Annotated in this window: 19 protein-coding genes; 9 read left to right on the forward strand and 10 right to left on the reverse strand. The window is 61.3% G+C overall.

From position 1 onward, the window contains the following. Positions 1–80: 80 nt before the first annotated feature. Entirely contained in the window at positions 81–977 is an 897-nt protein-coding gene (locus BQ8794_RS29250) for a LysR substrate-binding domain-containing protein (RefSeq protein WP_077382359.1), read from the reverse strand. Between the two features lie 75 nt (positions 978–1,052). On the opposite strand from BQ8794_RS29250, the gene BQ8794_RS29255 reads away from it, so the two are divergent. Both BQ8794_RS29255 and BQ8794_RS29260 read left to right on the forward strand, forming a co-directional pair. Then, on the forward strand, positions 1,053–2,648 hold the full coding sequence (locus BQ8794_RS29255; protein WP_077382362.1) for a zinc-binding metallopeptidase family protein: 1,596 nt from the start codon (positions 1,053–1,055) through the stop codon (positions 2,646–2,648). Between the two features lie 24 nt (positions 2,649–2,672). Further along, a complete protein-coding gene (locus tag BQ8794_RS29260) occupies positions 2,673–3,605 on the forward strand; it encodes a dimethylarginine dimethylaminohydrolase family protein (protein ID WP_077382365.1) in 933 nt (310 codons plus the stop codon). A 152-nt stretch (positions 3,606–3,757) separates the two neighbouring features. On the opposite strand, the gene BQ8794_RS29265 is transcribed toward BQ8794_RS29260, so the two are convergent. Next, positions 3,758–4,180, reverse strand: a complete 423-nt coding sequence (locus tag BQ8794_RS29265) for a VOC family protein (protein WP_077382368.1) — start codon at positions 4,178–4,180, stop codon at positions 3,758–3,760. Positions 4,181–4,433: 253 nt separating this feature from the next. On the opposite strand from BQ8794_RS29265, the gene BQ8794_RS29270 reads away from it, so the two are divergent. The 3 genes from BQ8794_RS29270 to galE all read left to right on the forward strand — a co-directional run bounded on the left by BQ8794_RS29270 (position 4,434) and on the right by galE (position 7,959). Beyond that, positions 4,434–5,636: an MFS transporter gene (locus BQ8794_RS29270; protein WP_077382370.1), complete on the forward strand. Its 1,203-nt coding sequence runs from the start codon at positions 4,434–4,436 to the stop codon at positions 5,634–5,636. 377 nt (positions 5,637–6,013) lie between these two features. Beyond that, positions 6,014–6,988, forward strand: a complete 975-nt coding sequence (locus BQ8794_RS29275; protein WP_143744754.1) for a UDP-glucuronic acid decarboxylase family protein — start codon at positions 6,014–6,016, stop codon at positions 6,986–6,988. Further along, on the forward strand, positions 6,985–7,959 hold the full coding sequence (galE, locus tag BQ8794_RS29280; RefSeq protein WP_077382373.1) for a UDP-glucose 4-epimerase GalE: 975 nt from the start codon (positions 6,985–6,987) through the stop codon (positions 7,957–7,959). Before BQ8794_RS29275 ends, galE begins: the two co-directional genes overlap by 4 nt. A 22-nt stretch (positions 7,960–7,981) precedes the next feature. On the opposite strand, the gene BQ8794_RS29285 is transcribed toward galE, so the two are convergent. The 6 genes from BQ8794_RS29285 to BQ8794_RS29310 are packed head-to-tail and all read right to left on the reverse strand — an operon-like array spanning position 7,982 to position 15,292. Next, positions 7,982–9,205, reverse strand: coding sequence for a glycosyltransferase family 4 protein (locus tag BQ8794_RS29285; RefSeq protein WP_077382376.1), 1,224 nt, complete (start codon positions 9,203–9,205; stop codon positions 7,982–7,984). A 27-nt stretch (positions 9,206–9,232) separates the two neighbouring features. Beyond that, the gene (locus BQ8794_RS29290) at positions 9,233–9,967 is read right to left on the reverse strand and encodes a class I SAM-dependent methyltransferase (RefSeq protein ID WP_077382379.1); all 735 of its coding nucleotides are present in this window, start codon (positions 9,965–9,967) and stop codon (positions 9,233–9,235) included. After that, complete coding sequence (locus tag BQ8794_RS29295; RefSeq protein WP_077382382.1) at positions 9,967–11,274, reverse strand: glycosyltransferase family 2 protein; 1,308 nt, start codon at positions 11,272–11,274, stop codon at positions 9,967–9,969. Before BQ8794_RS29295 ends, BQ8794_RS29290 begins: the two co-directional genes overlap by 1 nt. Then, positions 11,271–12,497 (reverse strand): glycosyltransferase family 2 protein, encoded by a 1,227-nt coding sequence (locus tag BQ8794_RS29300; RefSeq protein ID WP_077382385.1) that lies wholly within the window; start codon positions 12,495–12,497, stop codon positions 11,271–11,273. The genes BQ8794_RS29295 and BQ8794_RS29300 overlap by 4 nt, the downstream gene beginning before the upstream one ends. A 3-nt stretch (positions 12,498–12,500) precedes the next feature. Continuing rightward, entirely contained in the window at positions 12,501–14,303 is a 1,803-nt protein-coding gene (locus tag BQ8794_RS29305; RefSeq protein ID WP_244555149.1) for an ABC transporter ATP-binding protein, read from the reverse strand. Next, positions 14,300–15,292, reverse strand: coding sequence for a glycosyltransferase family 2 protein (locus BQ8794_RS29310; RefSeq protein ID WP_077382389.1), 993 nt, complete (start codon positions 15,290–15,292; stop codon positions 14,300–14,302). Before BQ8794_RS29310 ends, BQ8794_RS29305 begins: the two co-directional genes overlap by 4 nt. A gap of 407 nt (positions 15,293–15,699) precedes the next feature. On the opposite strand from BQ8794_RS29310, the gene BQ8794_RS35850 reads away from it, so the two are divergent. The 4 genes from BQ8794_RS35850 to BQ8794_RS29325 all read left to right on the forward strand — a co-directional run bounded on the left by BQ8794_RS35850 (position 15,700) and on the right by BQ8794_RS29325 (position 19,019). After that, the gene (locus BQ8794_RS35850; protein ID WP_167378887.1) at positions 15,700–15,864 is read left to right on the forward strand and encodes a hypothetical protein; all 165 of its coding nucleotides are present in this window, start codon (positions 15,700–15,702) and stop codon (positions 15,862–15,864) included. A gap of 102 nt (positions 15,865–15,966) precedes the next feature. Next, complete coding sequence (locus BQ8794_RS29315) at positions 15,967–17,247, forward strand: polysaccharide pyruvyl transferase family protein (RefSeq protein WP_077382392.1); 1,281 nt, start codon at positions 15,967–15,969, stop codon at positions 17,245–17,247. Positions 17,248–17,260: 13 nt separating this feature from the next. After that, complete coding sequence (locus tag BQ8794_RS29320; protein ID WP_077382395.1) at positions 17,261–17,869, forward strand: class I SAM-dependent methyltransferase; 609 nt, start codon at positions 17,261–17,263, stop codon at positions 17,867–17,869. A gap of 469 nt (positions 17,870–18,338) precedes the next feature. Continuing rightward, positions 18,339–19,019, forward strand: coding sequence for a TylF/MycF/NovP-related O-methyltransferase (locus BQ8794_RS29325; RefSeq protein WP_167378888.1), 681 nt, complete (start codon positions 18,339–18,341; stop codon positions 19,017–19,019). A gap of 22 nt (positions 19,020–19,041) precedes the next feature. On the opposite strand, the gene BQ8794_RS36890 is transcribed toward BQ8794_RS29325, so the two are convergent. Continuing rightward, on the reverse strand, positions 19,042–19,278 hold the full coding sequence (locus tag BQ8794_RS36890; RefSeq protein ID WP_280174632.1) for an asparagine synthase-related protein: 237 nt from the start codon (positions 19,276–19,278) through the stop codon (positions 19,042–19,044). Positions 19,279–19,437: 159 nt separating this feature from the next. After that, positions 19,438–19,575 (reverse strand): hypothetical protein, encoded by a 138-nt coding sequence (locus BQ8794_RS36895; protein ID WP_244555150.1) that lies wholly within the window; start codon positions 19,573–19,575, stop codon positions 19,438–19,440. Positions 19,576–19,626 lie beyond the last annotated feature (51 nt).

Genomic DNA, 19,626 nt, shown 5'->3' on the forward strand with positions numbered 1-19,626 from the left:
TAGCGAGCCTTCGCGCCCCCCCTCTGCCCTGCCGGGCATCTCCCCCACGAGGGGGGAGATCGGCGGTTTTGGCGCCTCGCTCAATATGGCCCGACCCTATTCTCCGACAGTTTCGACCTCAGCCACCTCCCGAACGCCTCCAGCACCGGATGCGCCGCCTTGGCATGTTCGGAAACGAGAAAATAGGAGCGCGGCGAACTGATTGCGATGTCGAAGGGGCGCACCAGCCGGCCTTCGCTCAGCGCCCGGCGGCTGGTCAGCTCGTCGGCCATGGCGATGCCCTGGCCGGCGATGGCGGCCGAAAAGACCAGGTTCATGTCAGAAAAGAAAATGCCGCCCTCGGTGTCGGGATTCTCGACCTTCGACAGCGCCAGCCAGCGCGCCCAGTCCTCGGTGTCGCCGAGATGCAGGAGATTGGCGCGCAGCACGTCGGCCGGCTTGGAAAACCCGCCGATCTTGTTGAGCAGCGTCGGGCTGCACAGCGGCGTGAACGAGATCTCGCACAACAGCTCGACCGCCCGGTTCGGCCAGTTGCCGACGCCGAAGGCGATGAAGGCGTCGGCGTCGGCATTGCTGACGTCGTCCAGCCGCCGCGGTGTCAGGATGCGCAGCGCGACATCGGGGTACATCTGCCGGAATTCGCCGATGTGCGTGCACAGGAACAGCGAGGCGAAGCCCGGCGTGCAACTGACGCTGAACGAGCCGCCGACGCCGGTGCCGGCATGGCGCGTTACCGCATCGCCGAGCACCGTCAGCGCTTTGCGCACGTCGCTGGCGTAGCGTTGGCCGCGCGGCGTCAGCGCCACGCCCTTGCCGATGCGCTCGAGCAGATCGAAGCCGAGGTCGCGTTCGAGTAGCCGCAATTGATGGCTGACCGCGCTGCGGGTCAGATGCAGTTCGTCGGCGGCGCGCCAGACGCTGCCGTGGCGGGCGAAGCTGTCGAGGGCGCGCAGCGCCTGAGTCGAGGGAATTCTCAAGAGGTGAACCGAATTTGCATGAGCCGGGAAAACATATCACTTTTTGGCGAGGCGCTTCACTGCTTTCTTTGACCGATGGAGGATCCGGTGACGAACTCGGCTCAAGCGACCGCGCTTGCCTGTCTGGACGATATCCAGCCGTCGCTGTCGGCATGGACGCGGACGATCTTCGATTTCGGCGAGACTGCCTGGCGCGAATACCAGTCGGCCGCCTGGTATGTCGAGCGTCTGTTGCACGAGGGCTTTTCGGTCGAGGAAGGCTCCGGCGGGATGCCGACCGCCTTTTGCGCCCACTGGACCAACGGCGCCGGGCCGACGATCGGCATGTATGCCGAGTATGACGCGGTGCCGGGCAATTGCCAGGACGCGGCGACCGTCAAGCGACCGCGTCCTGGTCTAGGCGCTCAGGCCGGCGGCCACACCGATCCGCATTCCGGCCTCGGCATTGCCAGCCTGGGCGGGCTTTTGGCGACCAAGGCGGCGATGCAGCGCCACGGCATATCGGGCTCGCTGCGCTTCACCGGCGAGCCGGCGGAAAAAGTGCGGGGGTCGAAGCCGATCCATGCCGCAAAAGGCTACTACGATGGCCTTGCCGGCATGATCTCCTTCCATCCTTTCTACATGCTGCCGCTCTGCAACACGGCGCGCTGGGACACGCATTGCGGCGCGGCCTATGCGATGATCTATCGCTTTGTCTGCGACGAACCCGAAAATTGGGTTCGCGCAAGCGATGGCGCTCCGATCCCGCAGGCGCATTCGGCGGTCAGGGCGCCCGGCGCCAACGACGCGCTTGTCATGATGTACATGGCGTCCAAGGCGCTGCGTGATTCCATGCTGCCGCATCAGGGCGGCTGGTCGATCAGCGAGGCGATCCTGACTGCGGGGCAGGCGACCGCCGACAATCTGGCAGCGGGTCTGGCCGAGATCCAGTACATGATCCGCGTGCCGACGCTTGCGATGGCCGAGCAGGTCACCGCCGTGCTCGACCGCAATGCCGAAGCCGCTGCCAAGATGAGCGGCTGCCGCCATGAGCGGCACTGGGTGTCGAAGTCGCGGCCGGGGCTAGCCAATCATGCCATGGCGGGTATTGCCTACGATGCGCTGTCGACGGTCGGGCCGCCGCGCTGGGACGAGACGGCCAAGGCGATTGCCCGCGAAATCCAGGTCAATGCCGGCGGCGCGGCGACCGACGAGCCGTTTATCGCCGAGTTGGAGCAGCTGATTGCGCCTGGGGAGGCGGAGGCGTTGCTGCGCCGCGACTTGCCGCCGTCGCAGCTGAATTCGACCTCCGACGATTACACCGACATGTCGTGGCAGACGCCGACGGCGCGGTTCTACGTCGCCCGGCCGGCGCTGCGTCGCGAGAGTGGCCACGCCTACCCGTCCTGGGCGATGAATGCGCTGGGCGGCATTTCCGCTACCATCGATCCGATGGTTGCCTGCGCGTCGAAGACGATTGCGTTGGCAGCCCTTCGCCTGCTGGAAGACAAGGCCGCCCGCGACGCGGCGATGGACGAATTCGTCGCCCGCACCGGCGGCGGCATTGGTGGCAGCAACTGGCTGGCGCCGCTCTGCGACTACGAACCGCCGATCCATTTCCGCTGGCCGGAATATGTCACCACCCCGCGCGGACGGGGCTGGTGGATACCAAGCAACCCACAAGCCGCGTGATCACTCGAAGCCAGGAGAAATCCCATGACCGTCCATGACCGCATCGCAGCAGAACCGTTTTCATTGCAGCGCCGCAATCCGGCCGGCGGCACCAAGCCATTGACCGCCTGGGGCTTTGCCAACGAGACCGACGCCCTGACCGACGTGCTGCTCGGCTCGCCGAATTTCCTGCGCCACCTCTCGACCAGCTCGCTGTCGCGCAAGCATCTGCGCGAGGCGCCGTGCAACGTCCAGATCGCGCAGGCGCAGCACAAGGACCTGGTCGCCGCTTACGAGCATTTCGGCGTCCACATCCACTGGCACGAGCCGACGCCGGAGTTGCCGATGCAGGTCTATTCGCGCGATTCCAGTGTCATGACGCCGTATGGCGCCTTCATCACCGCGATGTCCCAATGGTGGCGGCGCGGCGAGAACTATGCGGCGATCCGCACCTATGAGAAGCTCGGCATTCCGATCTACGACATGGTCACCGCGGGCACTTTCGAGGGCGGCGACTTCAACGTCATCGAGGACGGCGTGGTGCTGATCGGCTGTGGCGGCGCCCGCACCCAGGAGGAGGGCGCGCGCCAGGTCCAGGCCTGGTTCGACAAGGAGGGCTGGGAAACCCGCATCGCCTTCATCGACGAATATTATGTCCATATCGATCTGATGGTGGTGCCGATCGCCGAGAAACTGACCGCCGTCTGCCTCGCCTGCACCGAGCCGGGCATCGTCGACTGGCTGAAGGGCAAGGGCCACGAGATCATCGACGTGCCGTTCCAGGACACGATGGCGCTCGGCTGCAACTTCATGTCGCTGGGCAAGGATCGGGTGATCGCGCCGACCTCCAGCCAGACGCTGATCGGCCAGCTCAAGGCGCGCGGTTTCGAGGTGGCGGCGGTCGACATGAGCGAGATCTCGAAGACCGGCGGCGGCATCCACTGCATGGCGCAGGCGCTGAAGCGTGTGCCGGGCTGAAATCCCGAAAAACAGCCACAGAGTTCGGCGTTGAAGTTGAATATTAAGCGTTGGTGCCGCCCCTCATCGCCCTGCCGGGCACCCGGCAGCCAGATGAGGGGCGGCGCGACGTGACGAGATTGCCCCTGTCCTAGCGCAAGCGAACCCCCGAGCTAAAACGTAATCTTCACCGAAGCGGCGGTGCGGTTGGCCGGCCCGTGAAAGACGGCCTCGATGTTGTTGCCGTCTGGATCGAGCAGGAAGGCGGCGTAGTAACCGGGATGGTAGTGCTGTCGCTCGCCCGGCGCGCCGTTGTCCACGCCGCCAGCGTCGAGGCCGGCCTTGTAGAAGGCGTCGACCATCGCACGGTCCTTGGCCTGGAAGGCAAGGTGGTGGCGGCCCGTCAGTTGTCCGCTGGCCGCCCGGCTGTCGATGCTGGAGACGAACAGCTCGTCGGCCCAAAAATAATCCTCGGCGCTGCCGCCGATGGGAACATCGAGCACCTTGAAAACCGCCTTGTAAAAGCGCCGGCTTGCCTTGAGATCGCTGACCACGAGCTGGACGTGGTCGATGAGACGGCCGCGATGAAGTTCCATGCCTGATAGCTCCTGATCGCCAGGTTGGAAATCTAGCCCAGGACGGCGCACGGTCAATGCAATGGACCAATCGAGTGGGCAATGGACCAATCGAGTGGGCAATGGAGCAATCGAGTGGCGCGATTTCGCGACTGGATAAAAAATGCAACCGGATTGTAGGATTCGAAATGTCGCCATCGTCCTTCGGACGCAAGCGGCGTGACGAAGTTCGAAAGAAGTCGCGCCGTGTCCAAACGATCTCGGGAGAAAAAGCATGAGCCTTTCCTATCGTTGGGTCATCGTCGCGGCTGGCGCCCTGATGACCTGCGTTGCCCTCGGGGCGATGTTCTCGCTGGCGATCTTCCTCGAACCGATGGCGCTCGACACAGATTGGTCGCGCGCCGGCATATCGAGCGCGATGACACTGAACTTCCTGGTGATGGGCCTCGGCGGTTTCGCCTGGGGCGCCATTTACGATCGCTACGGCGCTCGCATTGTGGTGATGACAGGAGCGGTGCTGCTAGGGCTGGCGCTGGTGCTGGCCAGCCGCACCGGCTCGCTGCTTGTCTTCCAGATCACCTATGGCGTGCTCGTCGGCCTCGCGGCAAGCGCCTTCTTTGCGCCGATGATCGCGCTGACCTCGGCGTGGTTCGACAAGAACCGCAGCCTTGCGGTTTCGCTGGTTTCGGCCGGCATGGGCGTGGCACCAATGACGATCTCGCCCTTCGCGCGCTGGCTGATCTCAGCCTATGACTGGCGCACCGCCATGTTGGTCATCGGCATCGCGGCGTGGGCGCTGCTGGTGCCGGCAGCATTGCTGGTGCGCCAGCCGCCCAAGCCTGCCGCTGACGACGCCGCCTCCGATCCTGCCGCCGACGATACCGGCATGTCGGTTCTACAGGCGCTGCGCTCGCCGCAATTCATCGTTCTGGCACTGACCTTCTTTGCCTGCTGCGCGGCGCATTCCGGGCCAATCTTCCACATGGTGAGCTATGCGATGCTGTGCGGCATAGCGCCGATGGCGGCGGTCAGCATTTACAGCATTGAGGGCCTGGCGGGGCTGGGCGGCAGGCTTTTATACGGCGTGCTTGCCGACCGGCTGGGAGTCAAGCCGGTGCTGATTACCGGTCTGGCGATACAGTCGGTGGTCATTGCAGCCTATCTTGCGGTCAGCGAGCTTGGTCAATTCTACACGCTCGCCGTCATCTTCGGCGCCACCTATGGCGGCGTGATGCCGCTCTATGCGGTGCTGGCGCGCGAATATTTCGGCCAGCGCATCCTCGGCACCGTGTTTGGTGCTGTAACCATGCTGTCCAGCATCGGCATGGCCTTCGGCCCGCTTGCCGGCGGCATGGTGTACGACGCCTATGCCAGCTATTCCTGGCTGTTCATCGGCTCGGCCCTTGTCGGGCTCGGCGCCGTGGCGGTGGCGATCGCCTTCCCACGGCTGCCGCACAGGGAACTCCAACCGGCCTAGCACGGCGGAGAGAGCTTGCAGGGGGTCGAAAGTGGACATCGGCTATGTCAGCTTTGACCCCCAGTCGCGAGGCGTTCATCGGCAGCGATAGGAGCCGGGTCAAGACCGTGCAGGACCCATCTCCCTTTATTTTATTACAATCATGATGCAACGCAGCGCATTCACGTCCAAATGTCGATTGCCGGTAGGCTGAGGTTCGGACGAAAACCGTGAAAGAATGGCAAAAGGGGCTTTTTCATGGATCGTGCGCCGCGCACTCACGCGACTATTTCAGGTCCGTTAACATTTTGTGTTTTCGGCGCAGCATTTTTTTCCTATCCTCGCCCCAGCGCTTTGCGCATTCGATTGCGTGAAGAACTGGCGTGAGGATCCCAAAAATGCAGCAGGCAAAGCGAGTCTTGGTGACGGGAGGCGCAGGTTTTCTGGGATCGTTCTTATGCGAGCGGTTGCTTGCTGAAGGCCACGAGGTTGTATGCGTCGACAATTTCTTCACAGGAAGTCGGAGAAACGTCTCGCATTTGCTCGACAACAGATCCTTTGAGATCATTCGCCACGACGTGACATTTCCGCTCTACATAGAAGTTGATGAAATATACAACCTTGCTTGCCCGGCAAGCCCGGTTCACTATCAATTCGATCCGGTCCAGACGACAAAGACCAACGTCCATGGGGCGATCAATATGCTGGGGCTCGCCAAGCGGGTTCGCGCAAAGATCCTTCAGGCGTCCACGTCTGAAGTCTACGGCGATCCCGAGATTCACCCGCAGACCGAGGACTATTGGGGCAGGGTAAATCCGATAGGTCCGCGTTCCTGTTACGACGAAGGCAAGCGGTGTGCCGAAACCCTGTTTTTCGACTATTGGCGACAGCACAGTCTGCGGATCAAGGTAGCGCGCATCTTCAACACTTACGGTCCGAGGATGCGTCCGGACGACGGCCGCGTCATTTCCAACTTCATCGTGCAGGCACTGCAAAACAAGCCGATAACTGTGTACGGCACCGGCGAGCAGACACGCTCATTTTGCTACGTCGACGATCTCATCGACGGTCTGGTTCGCCTGATGAACACGGCCGACGATGTTACCGGCCCGATCAATCTCGGCAATCCGGTCGAATTCACGATGCTCGAACTCGCCAATCTGATGATCGAGCTTACCGGAAGCCGATCCAAGATCAGGTTTTTGCCTTTGCCCGTCGATGACCCAAGGCAGCGACAGCCTGATATCGGATGTGCCTTGCGCGAGCTCAATTGGACGCCAAGAATCGCATTGCGCGATGGTCTCGCCAAGACCATTGCCTATTTCGATGAATTGGTCTCATCGGGATATGCTCGGTCCGCTGCAGCCGAATGAAAACAGTCCTGGTCACTGGCGGGGCAGGGTACATCGGCTCACACTGTTGCAAGGCGTTCGCCGAATCCGGTTGGTCGGTCGTTGCCTATGACAACCTCTCGCGCGGCTGGCGCGACGCGGTCAAATGGGGACCGCTTGTCGAGGGCGATGTTTGCGACGGTGCAGCGGTGGCAGCGGCGCTGCACCAGTATCGGCCGGATGTGGTGGCGCATTTCGCCGCCTACGCCTATGTCGGCGAGTCCGTCGAGCGCCCGGAACTCTACTACCGAAACAACAGTTTTGGGACGCTGGTCTTGCTCGAGGAAATGCTGAAGGCCGGCGTCGACAAGCTGATCTTTTCGAGCACCTGCGCGTCTTACGGCGTTCCAGTTCGTTCGCCGATCGACGAAACGCATCCGCAGTCGCCCATCAATCCCTATGGGTGGTCGAAATTCATCATAGAACGAATGGTGGACAATCTTTCCGACGCCCATGGCCTCAACGCGGTTGTGCTGCGGTATTTCAATGCGGCCGGATGTGATCCCGACGGCGAGGTCGGTGAGCGGCATGAACCGGAAACGCATGTGATTCCGCTCGCAATCGAGGCCGCGATCAGGTCGGGCCGGGTATTTACCATTAATGGCACCGACTTCGACACAAGGGACGGAACCGCGGTGCGGGACTATGTCCACGTCAGCGATCTCGCCCGTGCTCACGTTCTGGCAGGGGAGAAGCTTCTGCGCGATCCGGGAGTCCACGTCTACAATCTCGGCACCGGAACCGGAACGACGGTGAACGAGTTGGTCGATGCGGTGAGCCGGGCTTCGGGAACGCGCCTCCCTGTGGCCTACGGTCCGCGCAGGGCAGGCGACCCGCCTGCGCTTGTGGCCGCGGCCGGCAAGGCGGCCCGGGAACTCGGCTGGATGCCTGAGCAATCCGGAATCGACCGGATCGTCGAAACGGCGCTGGCCTGGTATCGCCGCCGGTTGTGAGGATCTTTTTCGCGGAAGAACCCTACCGCCTGGTCAACAAGCAATCGAGAGCGGCGGCGACTGCGGCAAGCGAGAAATTTTCCTCTATCCGCTTTCGTGCCGCCTGACCCAGGCGTTCCCGCAAGTGCAGATCGTCCTTCAATCTTTGCAGGGCGCGCGCGATTTCCTCCGGCTGGTCCTTTCGCACCATCAGCCCACCCGACGCTTCGCCGTTTGCCAGAATGTCGGGGAGCCCCTGTGCGTCGGTAGCGACGACGGGCAGGCCGCAAGCCATCGCCTCCAGCGGTGCTACCGGCATGCCTTCGATGCGCGACGTGGTGACGTAGGCATCTGCCGCCGAAAGCCAGCGCCGGATCAGCGACCGATCCGTGGTATAGGCGGAAAGCCATCTCACGTTGGCCAGTCCGGCTTCGCGCAAAAGCCCGGCAAATTCGTTCCGATCCTGACCTGAGCCGATGATCACCAGTTCCGATGATGCGTCTGCGGAAAACAAGGGCCAGGCTTTCAGGAGCACATCGAGTCCCTTCCGGCGAATGTCGATGCGCCCGTGATTGACGGCGATAAATGTCTCGCTCGGCAAGCCGAGGCTTTTCCGCGCTTCCTGGCGCGCGATCGCTTTCCATTCCTCGACGTCGATCGGGTTGGCGATATTGGCGATGTCGAGTGCAATGCGCGGGTAGGCTTTGCTGAGCCGTTCGCGCTCAGCAGCCGATGCGACGATCAGGCCGCTGCAAGCGCGAAGCGATGCCTGGCGGGCGATCGCCTCGATCCAGGACAATGTGCGGTCGCCGCCCTGGAAGGTCGCATAAAGGGGAATGCGCATACGGTGCGCCAGCCAGGCGAGCGCATCAAACCGGGTGTATTCATATTCCTGGGCGAGTATTACGTCGCATTGCGAGGAGGCGAGGACCTTTCGGAAAGCGGACAGCGGCGTCGTGGCCCAGCGTCGCAGACTGTAAGCCGCCGCAGAGTGGCCCTGGCGCGCGCGCTTCCCCGGGACGACCCAGATAGGCGTGCCAGTTCCCGCATGAAGATAGCACTCTGTCCGCGAGGCATGCTCGGATGCGCAAACAATGATCGGACTGTGCCCGGCCAGTTGCAGGGCGGCCGCATAGCCGAACAGCCAGCCGCCGGTCATCTGCCCGACGAATTCCTCAAGCCGCAACCCTATCGGGTCGAGAAACTCCTCCATGACGTCGCCCCATGGGAAGAGGGCAACGACGAGCGAGGTTTGGCGGCCAGTCATTTGCGCACTAAGTCATTTGCCAAGAGGTCATTTGCGCCAGGAAAAGGCCGTTTCCGTACCGCGTGTTGAGGGCCGGTGTAGCGCATAGCCAACCGCCGTAATGGGCGCCGCCAACGCGTAGAGGACCTTGCGTCGGCGCTTTCCAATACGGGAAAATGCGACGTCGTGAAAGAACGCCGTCACCGGGTTGATGAATGTGGCCCGAAGTTCCGGCGGCTTGTCGAAGAGCGCAGCGAGCTCGGGATCCCGATAGCCACGCCGAACGTGGCCCCATTCCCGCATCAGTTCGCTCTCATGCGGGCAAAACGGCTTCATGATACGGAAATACGGGTAGTGCCAATCGGCCTCAGGCGTGGAGACAAGCACATATCCGCCGGGTCGCACCACCCTCAGCGCCTCCTGCGCAGCGCGGCGGTCGTCCTCGATATGTTCAAGCACGTCAAACAGCGTCGCGACATCGAAACTGTCGTCTGCGAAGGGCAGGGCACAGGCATCGCCGCAGACGAAGGTTGACCTCGCCCATGGCGGCTGGAGCCTGCCCAGTTCGGGATCGACATCGAGGGTGACGATATCCGCGTTCGGATAGAGGATGCTCGCCAATCCACTGCGGCCACCGCCAATTTCCAATATTCGCCCCTCGATTCCCGAGGGAGCAACACGGTGAATGGCTCGCATCTTCTCCCGGTAAAACAGGCCGTCGGTCAGGCCGTGTGGAAAGGGATTCCGGGAAAGAAACTGACCAAGCGGCGCCTTGCGGATCATCAGGTTTTTTCCTCAGCCAATGCTTGCGGGGGTAAGGTTCGTCGCTTTCGCCAGCCGAAACGCAAGAGAAATTGAAGACCGGCCAGCCATCCTTCCACTTCCGCTGCCAGAATTCCGATCCTGCCGGGCGGGCCTTCGAAAAGCGTCCTGAGGAATGTCCTCAAGAAGTAAGCCGGCAACTTTTTCCAGATCCGAACGATGTTTCCGCGGTCGCCGAAATTATCATATTGCACGACAAGGGCCGCGACATGGCCCTTCATGTAGGCCCTCATCTGCCGTCTCAAACCCGGCCAGTCGCTGCGATGATGGTGAAAGACGACAATCCTGGGTTCATAGAGGCAGGCGCCTCCGGTTGCCAGCAAACGGTACCAGAATTCCGAATCCTCGGAACAGCCGGCGGCGCCGGCGCCGAGGCGCTCATCGAACAAGCCGATCCGATCGAAGACGGAGCGGCGAAAGGCCATATTGGCACCGGCGCCGATTCTCCAGACATGTGCTCCATTTGGCCGGGTCTCCTCGAAGAAGCGCCGGCCGAAGACGAGCGGCACGAAAGTGGTGCCGAACCCGCCCATGTCGAACTGGAAGCTGCGTTGTGCGACCGTATCGAGCCGGGCCGGCAATACCAGGCCCGTCAGCGCCTCGACGTCGTGCTCCGCAAAGGCGCGTGCAATCTCGGCAGTCCAACCGGCATGAACTTCGACATCGTCATCGGTGAAGGCGATGATGGCTTGACGGCTTACGCGAATGCCGGCGGTCCGGGCGACACTCAGTCCGGGGCGCGCTTCATGAATGTAACGGACTTCGGCGAACTGCATGCACACCATCCGCGCATTGCCGTCACGGGAATTGTCGACGACGATGATTTCGCCCGGGGCACTGCGTTGTCCTGCAAGGCTGCGAAGGCACTCGGCCAGCGCAGGCCCGCGATCCCTGGTGCAGATCACGACCGAAATGTCTTGCGCGGATGCCGAAGACGCTGTTGCAAGCTCATCAAGGCCATCGATCAGGTTCTTGGCCTCGAAGGCGGCAGCGAGAGAGAGCGCGGACTTTGGCCGCCCCTCATCTGTCGCCTGTATTGGTGCGCCCAGTGAGGTGCTGCGCGCGGCCATTTGTGCCGCCGAAAATTCCGCCGTGAATTGCCGCAAACGCGCCTTTGTGTACGGCAGTTCATCCGGCAGCGACGCGCGCATCCCCACCGGCAAGTCCTTCCACCAGAAGATCGATAGCGAGGGGCTGTCGCCCGCGTCGGCATCGGCATCAATGGCGTCGAGATCGACATGCCTGACACGGAAGGCATCGCCCGTCATCGGTTCTGCTCCCGGATTGTCCGCACACGGGCGCTCGAACGATCGTATTCGCCCGCAAGGCCGTAGATTCCACCCCATAGCTCCGCGATGCCGAAACGGAAATCGCGGCCCCGAAGCCCGCGCGCCGCACGCGCCAGCGCCTTAAACTGGTTGAAGAACCACCAGCGAACCATGGCGCGGTGCCGTGCTCTGAGTTCCTCATCGGTCCGGCGGCTTTTGACGAGAAAGGCCATCATGCCGAGGCCCCAGCTCCAATATTGCCGCCTCAACTGCTCGATCGTCTCGCGGTGTTCGTGGTAAACGGCATATTCCGGCTCATAGATCATTGGCCGGCCCGAGCGCAGCACGCGATAGAAAATATCGAGATCGCCGCCGCCGGGCAGCGGAGATCCGGTGTCGAGCGCCTCGTCGAAGCCGCCGAGTTCGATGAGCAGCGCGCGGTCGAAAGCCATGTTGCAGCCGGCGCCGAGACTACCGGACCCTACCGGGTGCAGCGGATTGTCGAAGCGGGTATTGTGGAATTCATTGCGGATAAAGCCGCGGCCAAAGCCGCCGCGTTGCTCGAAAACGATCTGGGCCTCCGTGTCGAGGCGAAACGGCAGCACCAGGCCGGTAAAGCCGCCGGTGCCGGGATTATCCCGGCACGCCTTGGCAAGCCCCGCAAGCCAGTTGCGGTCGACGACCACGTCATCGTCCAGATAGGCAATCAGGGTTCCCGTGGTCGCGCGAAGAGCCGCGTTGCGGGCAAAATCGAGCCCTGCCTTCGGTTCGAAAACGTAGCGGACATCCTTGAAGCACTCGACCGCTTCGCGCGTAGTGGCATCGACCGAAGCATTGTCGACAACGACAATTTCGACGGATTGAAACGCGGATTTCCAACGGATGAGGTCAAGCGAGGACAGCAGCCGGGAAAGGCGCTTTGCGCGATCCTTCGTGCAGATCGCGATGGATAGGTTTGGCAGTGCCGTTTCCGCCGCAAACCGTCGCCGCGCCGATAATTCCACGTCCACCTTTGCAACGAGAATGCGGTCAGCGAAGCGTTCGTCGGCAACCGCCTTCAGCCTCTCCGCCGACAAGACGGAAGAGGCCGGCAGCGCGATCATCTCGAACCCGATGAGCCGGTCCTGCCAGCGGGCGATGAGCCCGACGCCGTCATGCTGTGGAGCGAGCTCGATCGGGGCCAGGGGCTTTGACAGTTCGATCTCAACAAGTCTGTATCCCATCGGCTAGGTCGCCCTCATGGCGGCACGTCCGTGCTGAAATTCATGGAGCCTTGAAAAATGACCCTGCCGCTTCAGCAGTTGGTCCGGTGAACCAACTTCGATCACACGTCCCTTGGCCATTACGATGATCTGGTCGGCCGCCTGGACTGTCGAAAGCCGGTGGGCGATGACGACCACGGTACGATTGTGCGAATACTGCTCGAGCGCGAGCTGAAACGCCTGCTCCGTCTCAACGTCGAGCGCGTTCGTAGCCTCGTCCAGCAGGAGGATGTCGGGGTTGCGAAGGATCGTGCGGGCAAGCGCAATCCGCTGGCGCTGGCCGCCCGACAGGCGCATTCCCTGGTCGCCGATCTGCGTTTCATAACCATCCTGAAGCGAGCGGATGAAATCCTCCGCCTTGGCTATGCGGGCCGCTTGGCGCAGATCGTCCGGACTTGCATCGAAGTCGCCGTAGGCGACGTTGGCCGCTATCGTGTCGTTGAAGAGGAAGACTTCCTGCGACATCAGCGACAGCCGCTTGCGCCAGCTGCGAAGCTCGAATGCAGCAAGCCGTGTGCCGTCGGCGACGATCTCTCCTGACGTCGGATCCATGAAACGAAACAGCAGCGCCATGATGGTCGATTTGCCGGCACCCGACTCTCCAACGATCGCCGTGGTCTTGCCGGCGGGAATGCTGAAAGAGACATTCTGCAGCGCCAGCGGCTGATCCGGGGCATAGCGAAAGCAAACGTCGCGGAATTCGACCGCTGTCCTGAGCGCAGGGGCCGGCAGGCTGCCATGACTGAGAAACGGCGTCTCGGTCGTGCGCAGGAAATCATCGACATCGTCTATGGCGCCGGCAAGCCCATCCAGGGCGATCTTCGATTGCAACAGCTCTCGTGTTGGCCCCTGGAGGCGGTATAGAAGCGACAGGAAAGCGGCCAGCGCGGCAATTCCGATGCTTGCCGATTCCGCGATGAGAATGAGCGCAGCGATCAGGACCGTGATCGAGATTTCGGAGACCGGCCCCGGGGTCGCCCAAAGCATGTCGAGCCGAAGCAGACGCTGTCGTACCCGGTCCGATACCTGCAGGAACCGGCGACGCTCATAGTCTTCCTGCGCGAAGGCGCGGATCAGCTGCAGCGAGTTGATGCTCTCCCACATCCTGAGGCCGAACTGCTTGTTTTCTTCAACGACGGCCTTTCCGGTTTCGTCGGCGCGGCGCGTGGCCAGACGAATGGCCATTGCCCCGATGAACAGAAACCCCATCGAGAAGAAGGTTAATTGGACAGAGATCAGGAGCATCAACAGAACAAAGACTATGAATGTGCAAGCGCTGACCATCATCCGATAGGCCAGGGCCAGCCCCTGGCTGACCTTCCAGGTATTGTTGGCAATCGTCGTGATGATGTCCGATCGCTTGTTTTCAACCCGGTAGTCGACACATGAACTTATCGTCTGGTCAAAAACCCTGGATCGCAGTTGATGCGCAACGAGGCCGTCCACATATCGGGTTACCCAGGTGTTGACGAGAAGGACGGCATTCTTGAGAACGATGCTGAGGCACAGGGCGCCCACCAGAAATGCTGTCGCCAGATGTTCCGGGACGGGCGCCAGGAGCCGGTCAAATATCGGCTGCCATTTGCCGGATTGAGATGACGACGCTCCGAGACTCTGCAGCAGGGGAATGAACAGGAAGAGGCCAGCGCCTTCCAGAACCGCCGCAGCAAACCCAAGTCCGACGACGGTCGGTCCCGCCCATGCAGGCGCCGCCGCCAGGCGGAAGAGCCGCCTCAAGCGCGCGAACAGGAACACGCTCACATTCACCAGCTGGTCTCTTCATAAAGGCGCCGAAACTCGGCGTTCTTGTTTCGCATCCGCTTCACTCGAATTTTGACCCAGCGAGGAACCAGCCTGGCCCGGCAGTACATGTCGATCATGTTGGGCAGGCGGGAAATTGCCGTGCGCGGTTCCAGGACGAAGTATCTCTTCAGCAGGTCGCCGGCTGCGAACAGCCGCCCGCCGACCAAGGCTCTGATGGCAAGCCAATGGATCATGTCGACCAGATGCGCATCGAGATCGCTGCCGAACTGCGGATATTTTTCGCGATACTCGGCAAGGACGATTTCACATGAACGAAGCATCTGAATGACATCGCTCGACATGTTGACGTTCGTTATCCGATAGCCCACCAGGTGCTGAGGCACGACACGGAATTCGTAACTTTCCGCTATCCTGAGGCACATGAGAAGGTCCTCGCAGCCTTGTGCATTCCTGGCCCTCAGGGAAGGATCGAATTGTCCCGCCTGCTCGAATGCGGAGCGACGCATCAGCATCGAACTTCCGTTGCCGACAAAATTCATTCTGCACATCCGTTGCAGAACGCGGCCATCGGCATCGGGTCGGTATAGTGAGAATACCCGGCCGTCCTCGTCGATTTGGGCAAACCAGCAATATGCCAGGCCCGCAGAAGAGCCGCCTTCCTGCAGGGCGCGCAGTTGCAGGGCGATCTTGGATGGGGCCCAGAGATCATCCGCGTCGACAAACGCCAGAAACTCCGCATCGGTAGAGGCCGCACCGCTGTTGCGGGCCTGCGCAACACCGGCGTTCGACTGCTTTATCAGGCGTATGCGCCGATCTTTCGCGGCATGGGAGGTCACGATTGATTCGGACAGGTCCGTAGATCCGTCGTCGACCACGATGATGTCCAGTGCCTGGTGGCTCTGCCTGCAGATGCTGGCCAAGGTAGCACCGATGGTTCTCTCAGCATTGAACATCGGTACCACGACGCCTACCGTAGCATTGTCATCAATCATCAGGCCTTCGTTTCCGCAGTTGGGGAATGGCTTATTTGGGTATTCTATTGGATATGCATTGCTGGCCAACAACCGGGGCGAATTCGGGGCAAGTCAGACCGATTGTTCTCCTGCCAGCCTGACCCTAACGGGCTTCGATCGTGGCAAATCAAATCTCGAATCCGGGAAATCGAACTTGGATCCGGGAACGGGGCGCGGATCCGCCACGCCCCGATGCAGTATTAGTTCCCCCTGAACAGGCGCGTCAACCAACGCTGTCTTGATCGCTTCGCTCCCGATACGCGCGGTTTTCCGGGGACCCGGTGTCGATGGAATGCGAAATGTGACGAGTTGGCGGAGGGAGAGGACCTGAAATCCAACCTTCTCCACGGATCCGCGATCACCTTCGTAGTCGGGGTGTTCGGCTGATGCTGTTCAGTCGACGTGTTCAATCTGCGGATCTGGGTCAACCGGCGGAGCCGGCGTGCAACCTTGCCCTAGCCTGCCAGCGCCTCTACCTGACGGCGATGAAAAGCATCGGGCTGATGGCTGGGGCGGGCCGTCAGGTCGGCGCAAGCATCATCGTGATCTGATCCAAGCAGACGTGTCAGCAAAATCCGGCGTCGCGCAAATGGGCTCGATTGCCTCAGACGTTGTGCTAACCTTCGGTCCTCCACTCGGATCTAGGGGAAAGGATGCGCTTTAATCATCGCCCAATCCACATACTCGTAGAGCCGAGCGACTATGTGCTGCGCAATATCGGTGACATGGCAATGCTCTATGCTGCCACGGAGCGGCTTGCGCGGCTGTGCGGCAATTCGACGATCAACGTTCTGACTGACGATCCGGACGCGCTTCGCCGCTTCTGTCCCTTTGCCACCCCCCTGTCCGCCGAGGGGCGCGCCCTATGGCTCAAGCCTGATTTTAGGCCGGCCAAGTTGAAGCGGTTCGTGCCCAAGCACTGGCCCGATCGCATTCGCCGACACGCGCCGAGGCTCGTTTCTCTGTTCTGGCGCCTTAAGTTTAGGCACATGCCGGATGCGCGCGCGGCACTTCTTCGCTTCACCGATGCTGTGGACAGGGCCGACCTTGTGCTTGTAAGTGGAATGGGCGGAATCACAGACGCTTTCCCAGAATATGCCCTGTCGGTACTCGAAACTCTGAATCTCGCGCTTGCAAGGAAAGGACGGCCGGTGGTCATGGTCGGCCAGGGGATGGGCCCGCTTGCCAATGCCGAGCTGAGAGCGCGTGCATCGGCCATATTGCCAAGGCTCCACTTGATCGCGCTTCGCGAAACGCGAGCCGGGCTTCCTCTGCTCGCGGAGCTGGGTGTTTCCAAGGACAGGATCTGCGCAACCGGCGATGACGCCATCGAAATGGCGCATGAGATGCGAGTGGATGAGCTTGGCATCGGCATTGGCGTCAATCTACGTCTTTCCTCCTATTCAGGAGTATCAGCGGATATTCTCGAAGGGCTGCGATATGTCTTAGGTGCCACATCGGATTCGCTCGAGGCACCCTTGATCGCCGTTCCAGTCTCATGGGTGCCTCGCGAAGCGGACATCGACGCAATTCGTGGACTGATGCCCACCGATGAGACCGAGCTGAACCGGGCACTCGCGATCCGCACACCGATCGACCTCATTCGGCAAATCCAGCGCTGTCGGGTCGTAGTCACTGGCAGCTACCACGCCGGCGTTTTCGCGTTGGCCAACGGTATCCCGACGATCGGGCTAGCCAGATCCGACTACTATGTCGACAAGTTCCTTGGCCTCGCCGATATGTTCGGCACGGGCTGCGAGATGGTGGCACTCGATCATCCGAACTCTGCCAAGAAGCTTCGATCGGCGCTCCGGCGCCTGTGGGAAGAGGCGCCCGCTATTCGCCCGGCGATATTGGCCAGGGCCGAAGCTCAAATCGCTGCCGGCCATACCGCTTACCGTCGCATTCGCGACGCGATCGGGGACCAAGGCTGAACCAGGGGCCGCCATGCTGGAATACAACAGTTGGTCGACAAGACTAAAAGCGCTCAGATGCAAGCTGTTCGGAAAGACCGACTTTGAGCGGTGGACCGATGCATCGGAATTCGAGGACTGGGAGGAAAGGACGAAAATCATTGCCCGGTTAGTGCCACCCGGGGCGAGGGTGATCGAGTTTGGCGTGGGAATGGGCAAGCTTCAACGTCATCTCGACCCAAGCTGCCAATACACCCCGTCCGACCTCGTGAGCCGCGGACCTGGCACGATCGTGCTGGACCTAAATCAACGACCCTTGCCTGATCTGACCGCCCATGCATTCGATCTCGCAATTTTTGCTGGGGTTCTCGAATACGTTCACGATCTACATTCCTTTATAGAATGGCTGAGGCAGCAATCGCCGGCTTGTATCGCGTCATATGGTTGCGCGACTCACCCCCGACATAGCCTGGCCAGGCTGTCGGAAACGTTCCGCCGCGCTGGCGCAGGCTGGACCAACGCATTTACGGAAACGGAGCTGATCCGCCTCTTTGCCGATGCCGGATACGGGCTAGCGCATGCTGTCGACTGGCACACCGCGGAAGGCGACGAGCGGATCTTTCACTTTCGAGACAATGACTGAACCCAGGCCGGTTCGATGTTTCGAGCTCATCCGATCCTTTCATAAGACGTTCCAGTTCATGCGCCTACGGACCGGCGGCATGACCTCAGCCTCATTGCAGCCAGCCGTCCGGCTACTATCCTGGATCGGCGTCAATCCTAGCCTGCTCTGCGGCCGTCTGGAGAGATGGAAGTCAGGTTTCTGCTGATTGCGGTATTCCAACGCCCCTTGTGTGCGACCTTAACGGCACAAGCTCGATCAGGTGATCGAACTTGATGGTGTCTTCGGTTAGATCTAAACTCTGTAAGCTTGACAGGGCGTTTGATTGCCATGCGGCGGTGGCAGCGAACACGATTTCCGCTTCAACCATCTTGCGAGTAGCATGATGACTCTCAGCTCAGTGAAACGCCTCGTGCGGGCTTCGTTCAATGCGATCGGCCTCGAAGTAAGTCGCGTCTCCCGGTCACGGGCTCCGCACACTCGGTTTGAGATGATCTACGAAAAGTACAAGGACAGCACCATGCTTGGTCGCGAGCAGTATATCGCGAATCTGGCTCTTACTGCTACGGCGCCAGCGCATGGCTGCGTCATCGAGTGTGGCGTCTGGAAAGGCGGCACTTGTGCCGGCATGGCTGAGATCCTAGGACCGCAGCGAGAATATTTCTTATTCGACAGCTTCCAAGGCCATGTTGATCCACAGTCTATCGACGGCCCCGCTGCCCTTGCCTGGAAGGCTGATACGAACGGCCCGTGGTACTTCAACAATGCGATCGTCGGAACCGAGCATGCCGATGCGGCCATGAGGAAGTCCGGCGCAACGCGATATCAGCTTGTCAAAGGCTACTTCGAGGAGACATTGGCCAAATTCGAGCCGCCATCAACCATCGCGGTGCTACGAATCGATTGCGACTGGCATGCCTCCGCAATGACTTGTCTTCGGGCCCTTTTTCCTTACCTGGCCGACGATGGGATCATGATCGCAGACGGGTACCCCGACTGGGATGGTTATGCACGGGCGATCCACGAGTATCTTGCCAGCTACGAAGGTATGGCTCGCATCAAGCAATTCGAAGGCGGCTTATACTACGTCGTCAAGGGTGAGCGAGATTGGTCGACGGCTGGAAACGGTGTTTTTGCAGCGCGCCAAAACGGCAACGCCGCAGAAGGCTGATGACAATGCATTCCACTTTCGATCACTTCCCTCCAAGCCGAAGAGCGTTGACCACGGTTGAATTTCTGCGCGCCGCTCTGTTCACGCGTTGTCTATCGGGTGAAGCGCGCGCTGCGGAGCCCTTTACCACTGAGATGCCGTAACCGCGACAAGCCCGTCCCCCAATGCGTAGCGGTGATCGAGCTGTCGACCCGCCCGACAGGAACGATCCGACCTCCACGTCGGCCACCATACACTTGCGGACCGCCTCCACGAGCACGAGGCGCAACTTGCGCCAGATCGCCTCTCGTCGACATTCTCTTCCGCCTCGGCAGCGCCGTTGGGCGTGCGAACCAGCGCCCCGGTTCGTGAAGACTGTCGAGCAGGCCGCCGGGCGGGATTGCCTCGACGGCCTCGACCCCGATCCCGTCGAAGGCCTTCAACTCGGAGGCGCGAAGGCGAGCCCCTCTCCGAGCCGCGCCACGTAGAGCGGCTTGATGCTGAGCGGGTCGCGCGCCGCGATGATCCGCTCGGGCGTCGCCAGCACGAAGGCGAACATGCCATCAAGGCGGGTCACCCTTCGCAGATCGGGGCGAATTCGAGGCAAATGAGGTCGGTCATTCAGCCT

The sequence above is a fragment of the Mesorhizobium prunaredense genome (assembly GCF_900156895.1).
Lineage (GTDB): Bacteria > Pseudomonadota > Alphaproteobacteria > Rhizobiales > Rhizobiaceae > Mesorhizobium > Mesorhizobium prunaredense.

What these genes read in the sequence shown, in the direction of transcription:
- BQ8794_RS29285 (WP_077382376.1), bottom strand. Translation starts at nt 9,205, where the DNA reads ATGACTGGCCGCCAAACCTCGCTCGTCGTTGCCCTCTTCCCATGGGGC.
- BQ8794_RS29270 (WP_077382370.1), top strand. Translation starts at nt 4,434, where the DNA reads ATGAGCCTTTCCTATCGTTGGGTCATCGTCGCGGCTGGCGCCCTGATG.
- BQ8794_RS29315 (WP_077382392.1), top strand. Translation starts at nt 15,967, where the DNA reads ATGCGCTTTAATCATCGCCCAATCCACATACTCGTAGAGCCGAGCGAC.
- BQ8794_RS29290 (WP_077382379.1), bottom strand. Translation starts at nt 9,967, where the DNA reads ATGATCCGCAAGGCGCCGCTTGGTCAGTTTCTTTCCCGGAATCCCTTT.
- BQ8794_RS29300 (WP_077382385.1), bottom strand. Translation starts at nt 12,497, where the DNA reads ATGGGATACAGACTTGTTGAGATCGAACTGTCAAAGCCCCTGGCCCCG.
- BQ8794_RS29275 (WP_143744754.1), top strand. Translation starts at nt 6,014, where the DNA reads ATGCAGCAGGCAAAGCGAGTCTTGGTGACGGGAGGCGCAGGTTTTCTG.
- BQ8794_RS29320 (WP_077382395.1), top strand. Translation starts at nt 17,261, where the DNA reads ATGCTGGAATACAACAGTTGGTCGACAAGACTAAAAGCGCTCAGATGC.
- galE (WP_077382373.1), top strand. Translation starts at nt 6,985, where the DNA reads ATGAAAACAGTCCTGGTCACTGGCGGGGCAGGGTACATCGGCTCACAC.
- BQ8794_RS29260 (WP_077382365.1), top strand. Translation starts at nt 2,673, where the DNA reads ATGACCGTCCATGACCGCATCGCAGCAGAACCGTTTTCATTGCAGCGC.
- BQ8794_RS29265 (WP_077382368.1), bottom strand. Translation starts at nt 4,180, where the DNA reads ATGGAACTTCATCGCGGCCGTCTCATCGACCACGTCCAGCTCGTGGTC.
- BQ8794_RS29325 (WP_167378888.1), top strand. Translation starts at nt 18,339, where the DNA reads ATGATCTACGAAAAGTACAAGGACAGCACCATGCTTGGTCGCGAGCAG.
- BQ8794_RS29310 (WP_077382389.1), bottom strand. Translation starts at nt 15,292, where the DNA reads ATGATTGATGACAATGCTACGGTAGGCGTCGTGGTACCGATGTTCAAT.
- BQ8794_RS35850 (WP_167378887.1), top strand. Translation starts at nt 15,700, where the DNA reads ATGCTGTTCAGTCGACGTGTTCAATCTGCGGATCTGGGTCAACCGGCG.
- BQ8794_RS29295 (WP_077382382.1), bottom strand. Translation starts at nt 11,274, where the DNA reads ATGACGGGCGATGCCTTCCGTGTCAGGCATGTCGATCTCGACGCCATT.
- BQ8794_RS29255 (WP_077382362.1), top strand. Translation starts at nt 1,053, where the DNA reads ATGGAGGATCCGGTGACGAACTCGGCTCAAGCGACCGCGCTTGCCTGT.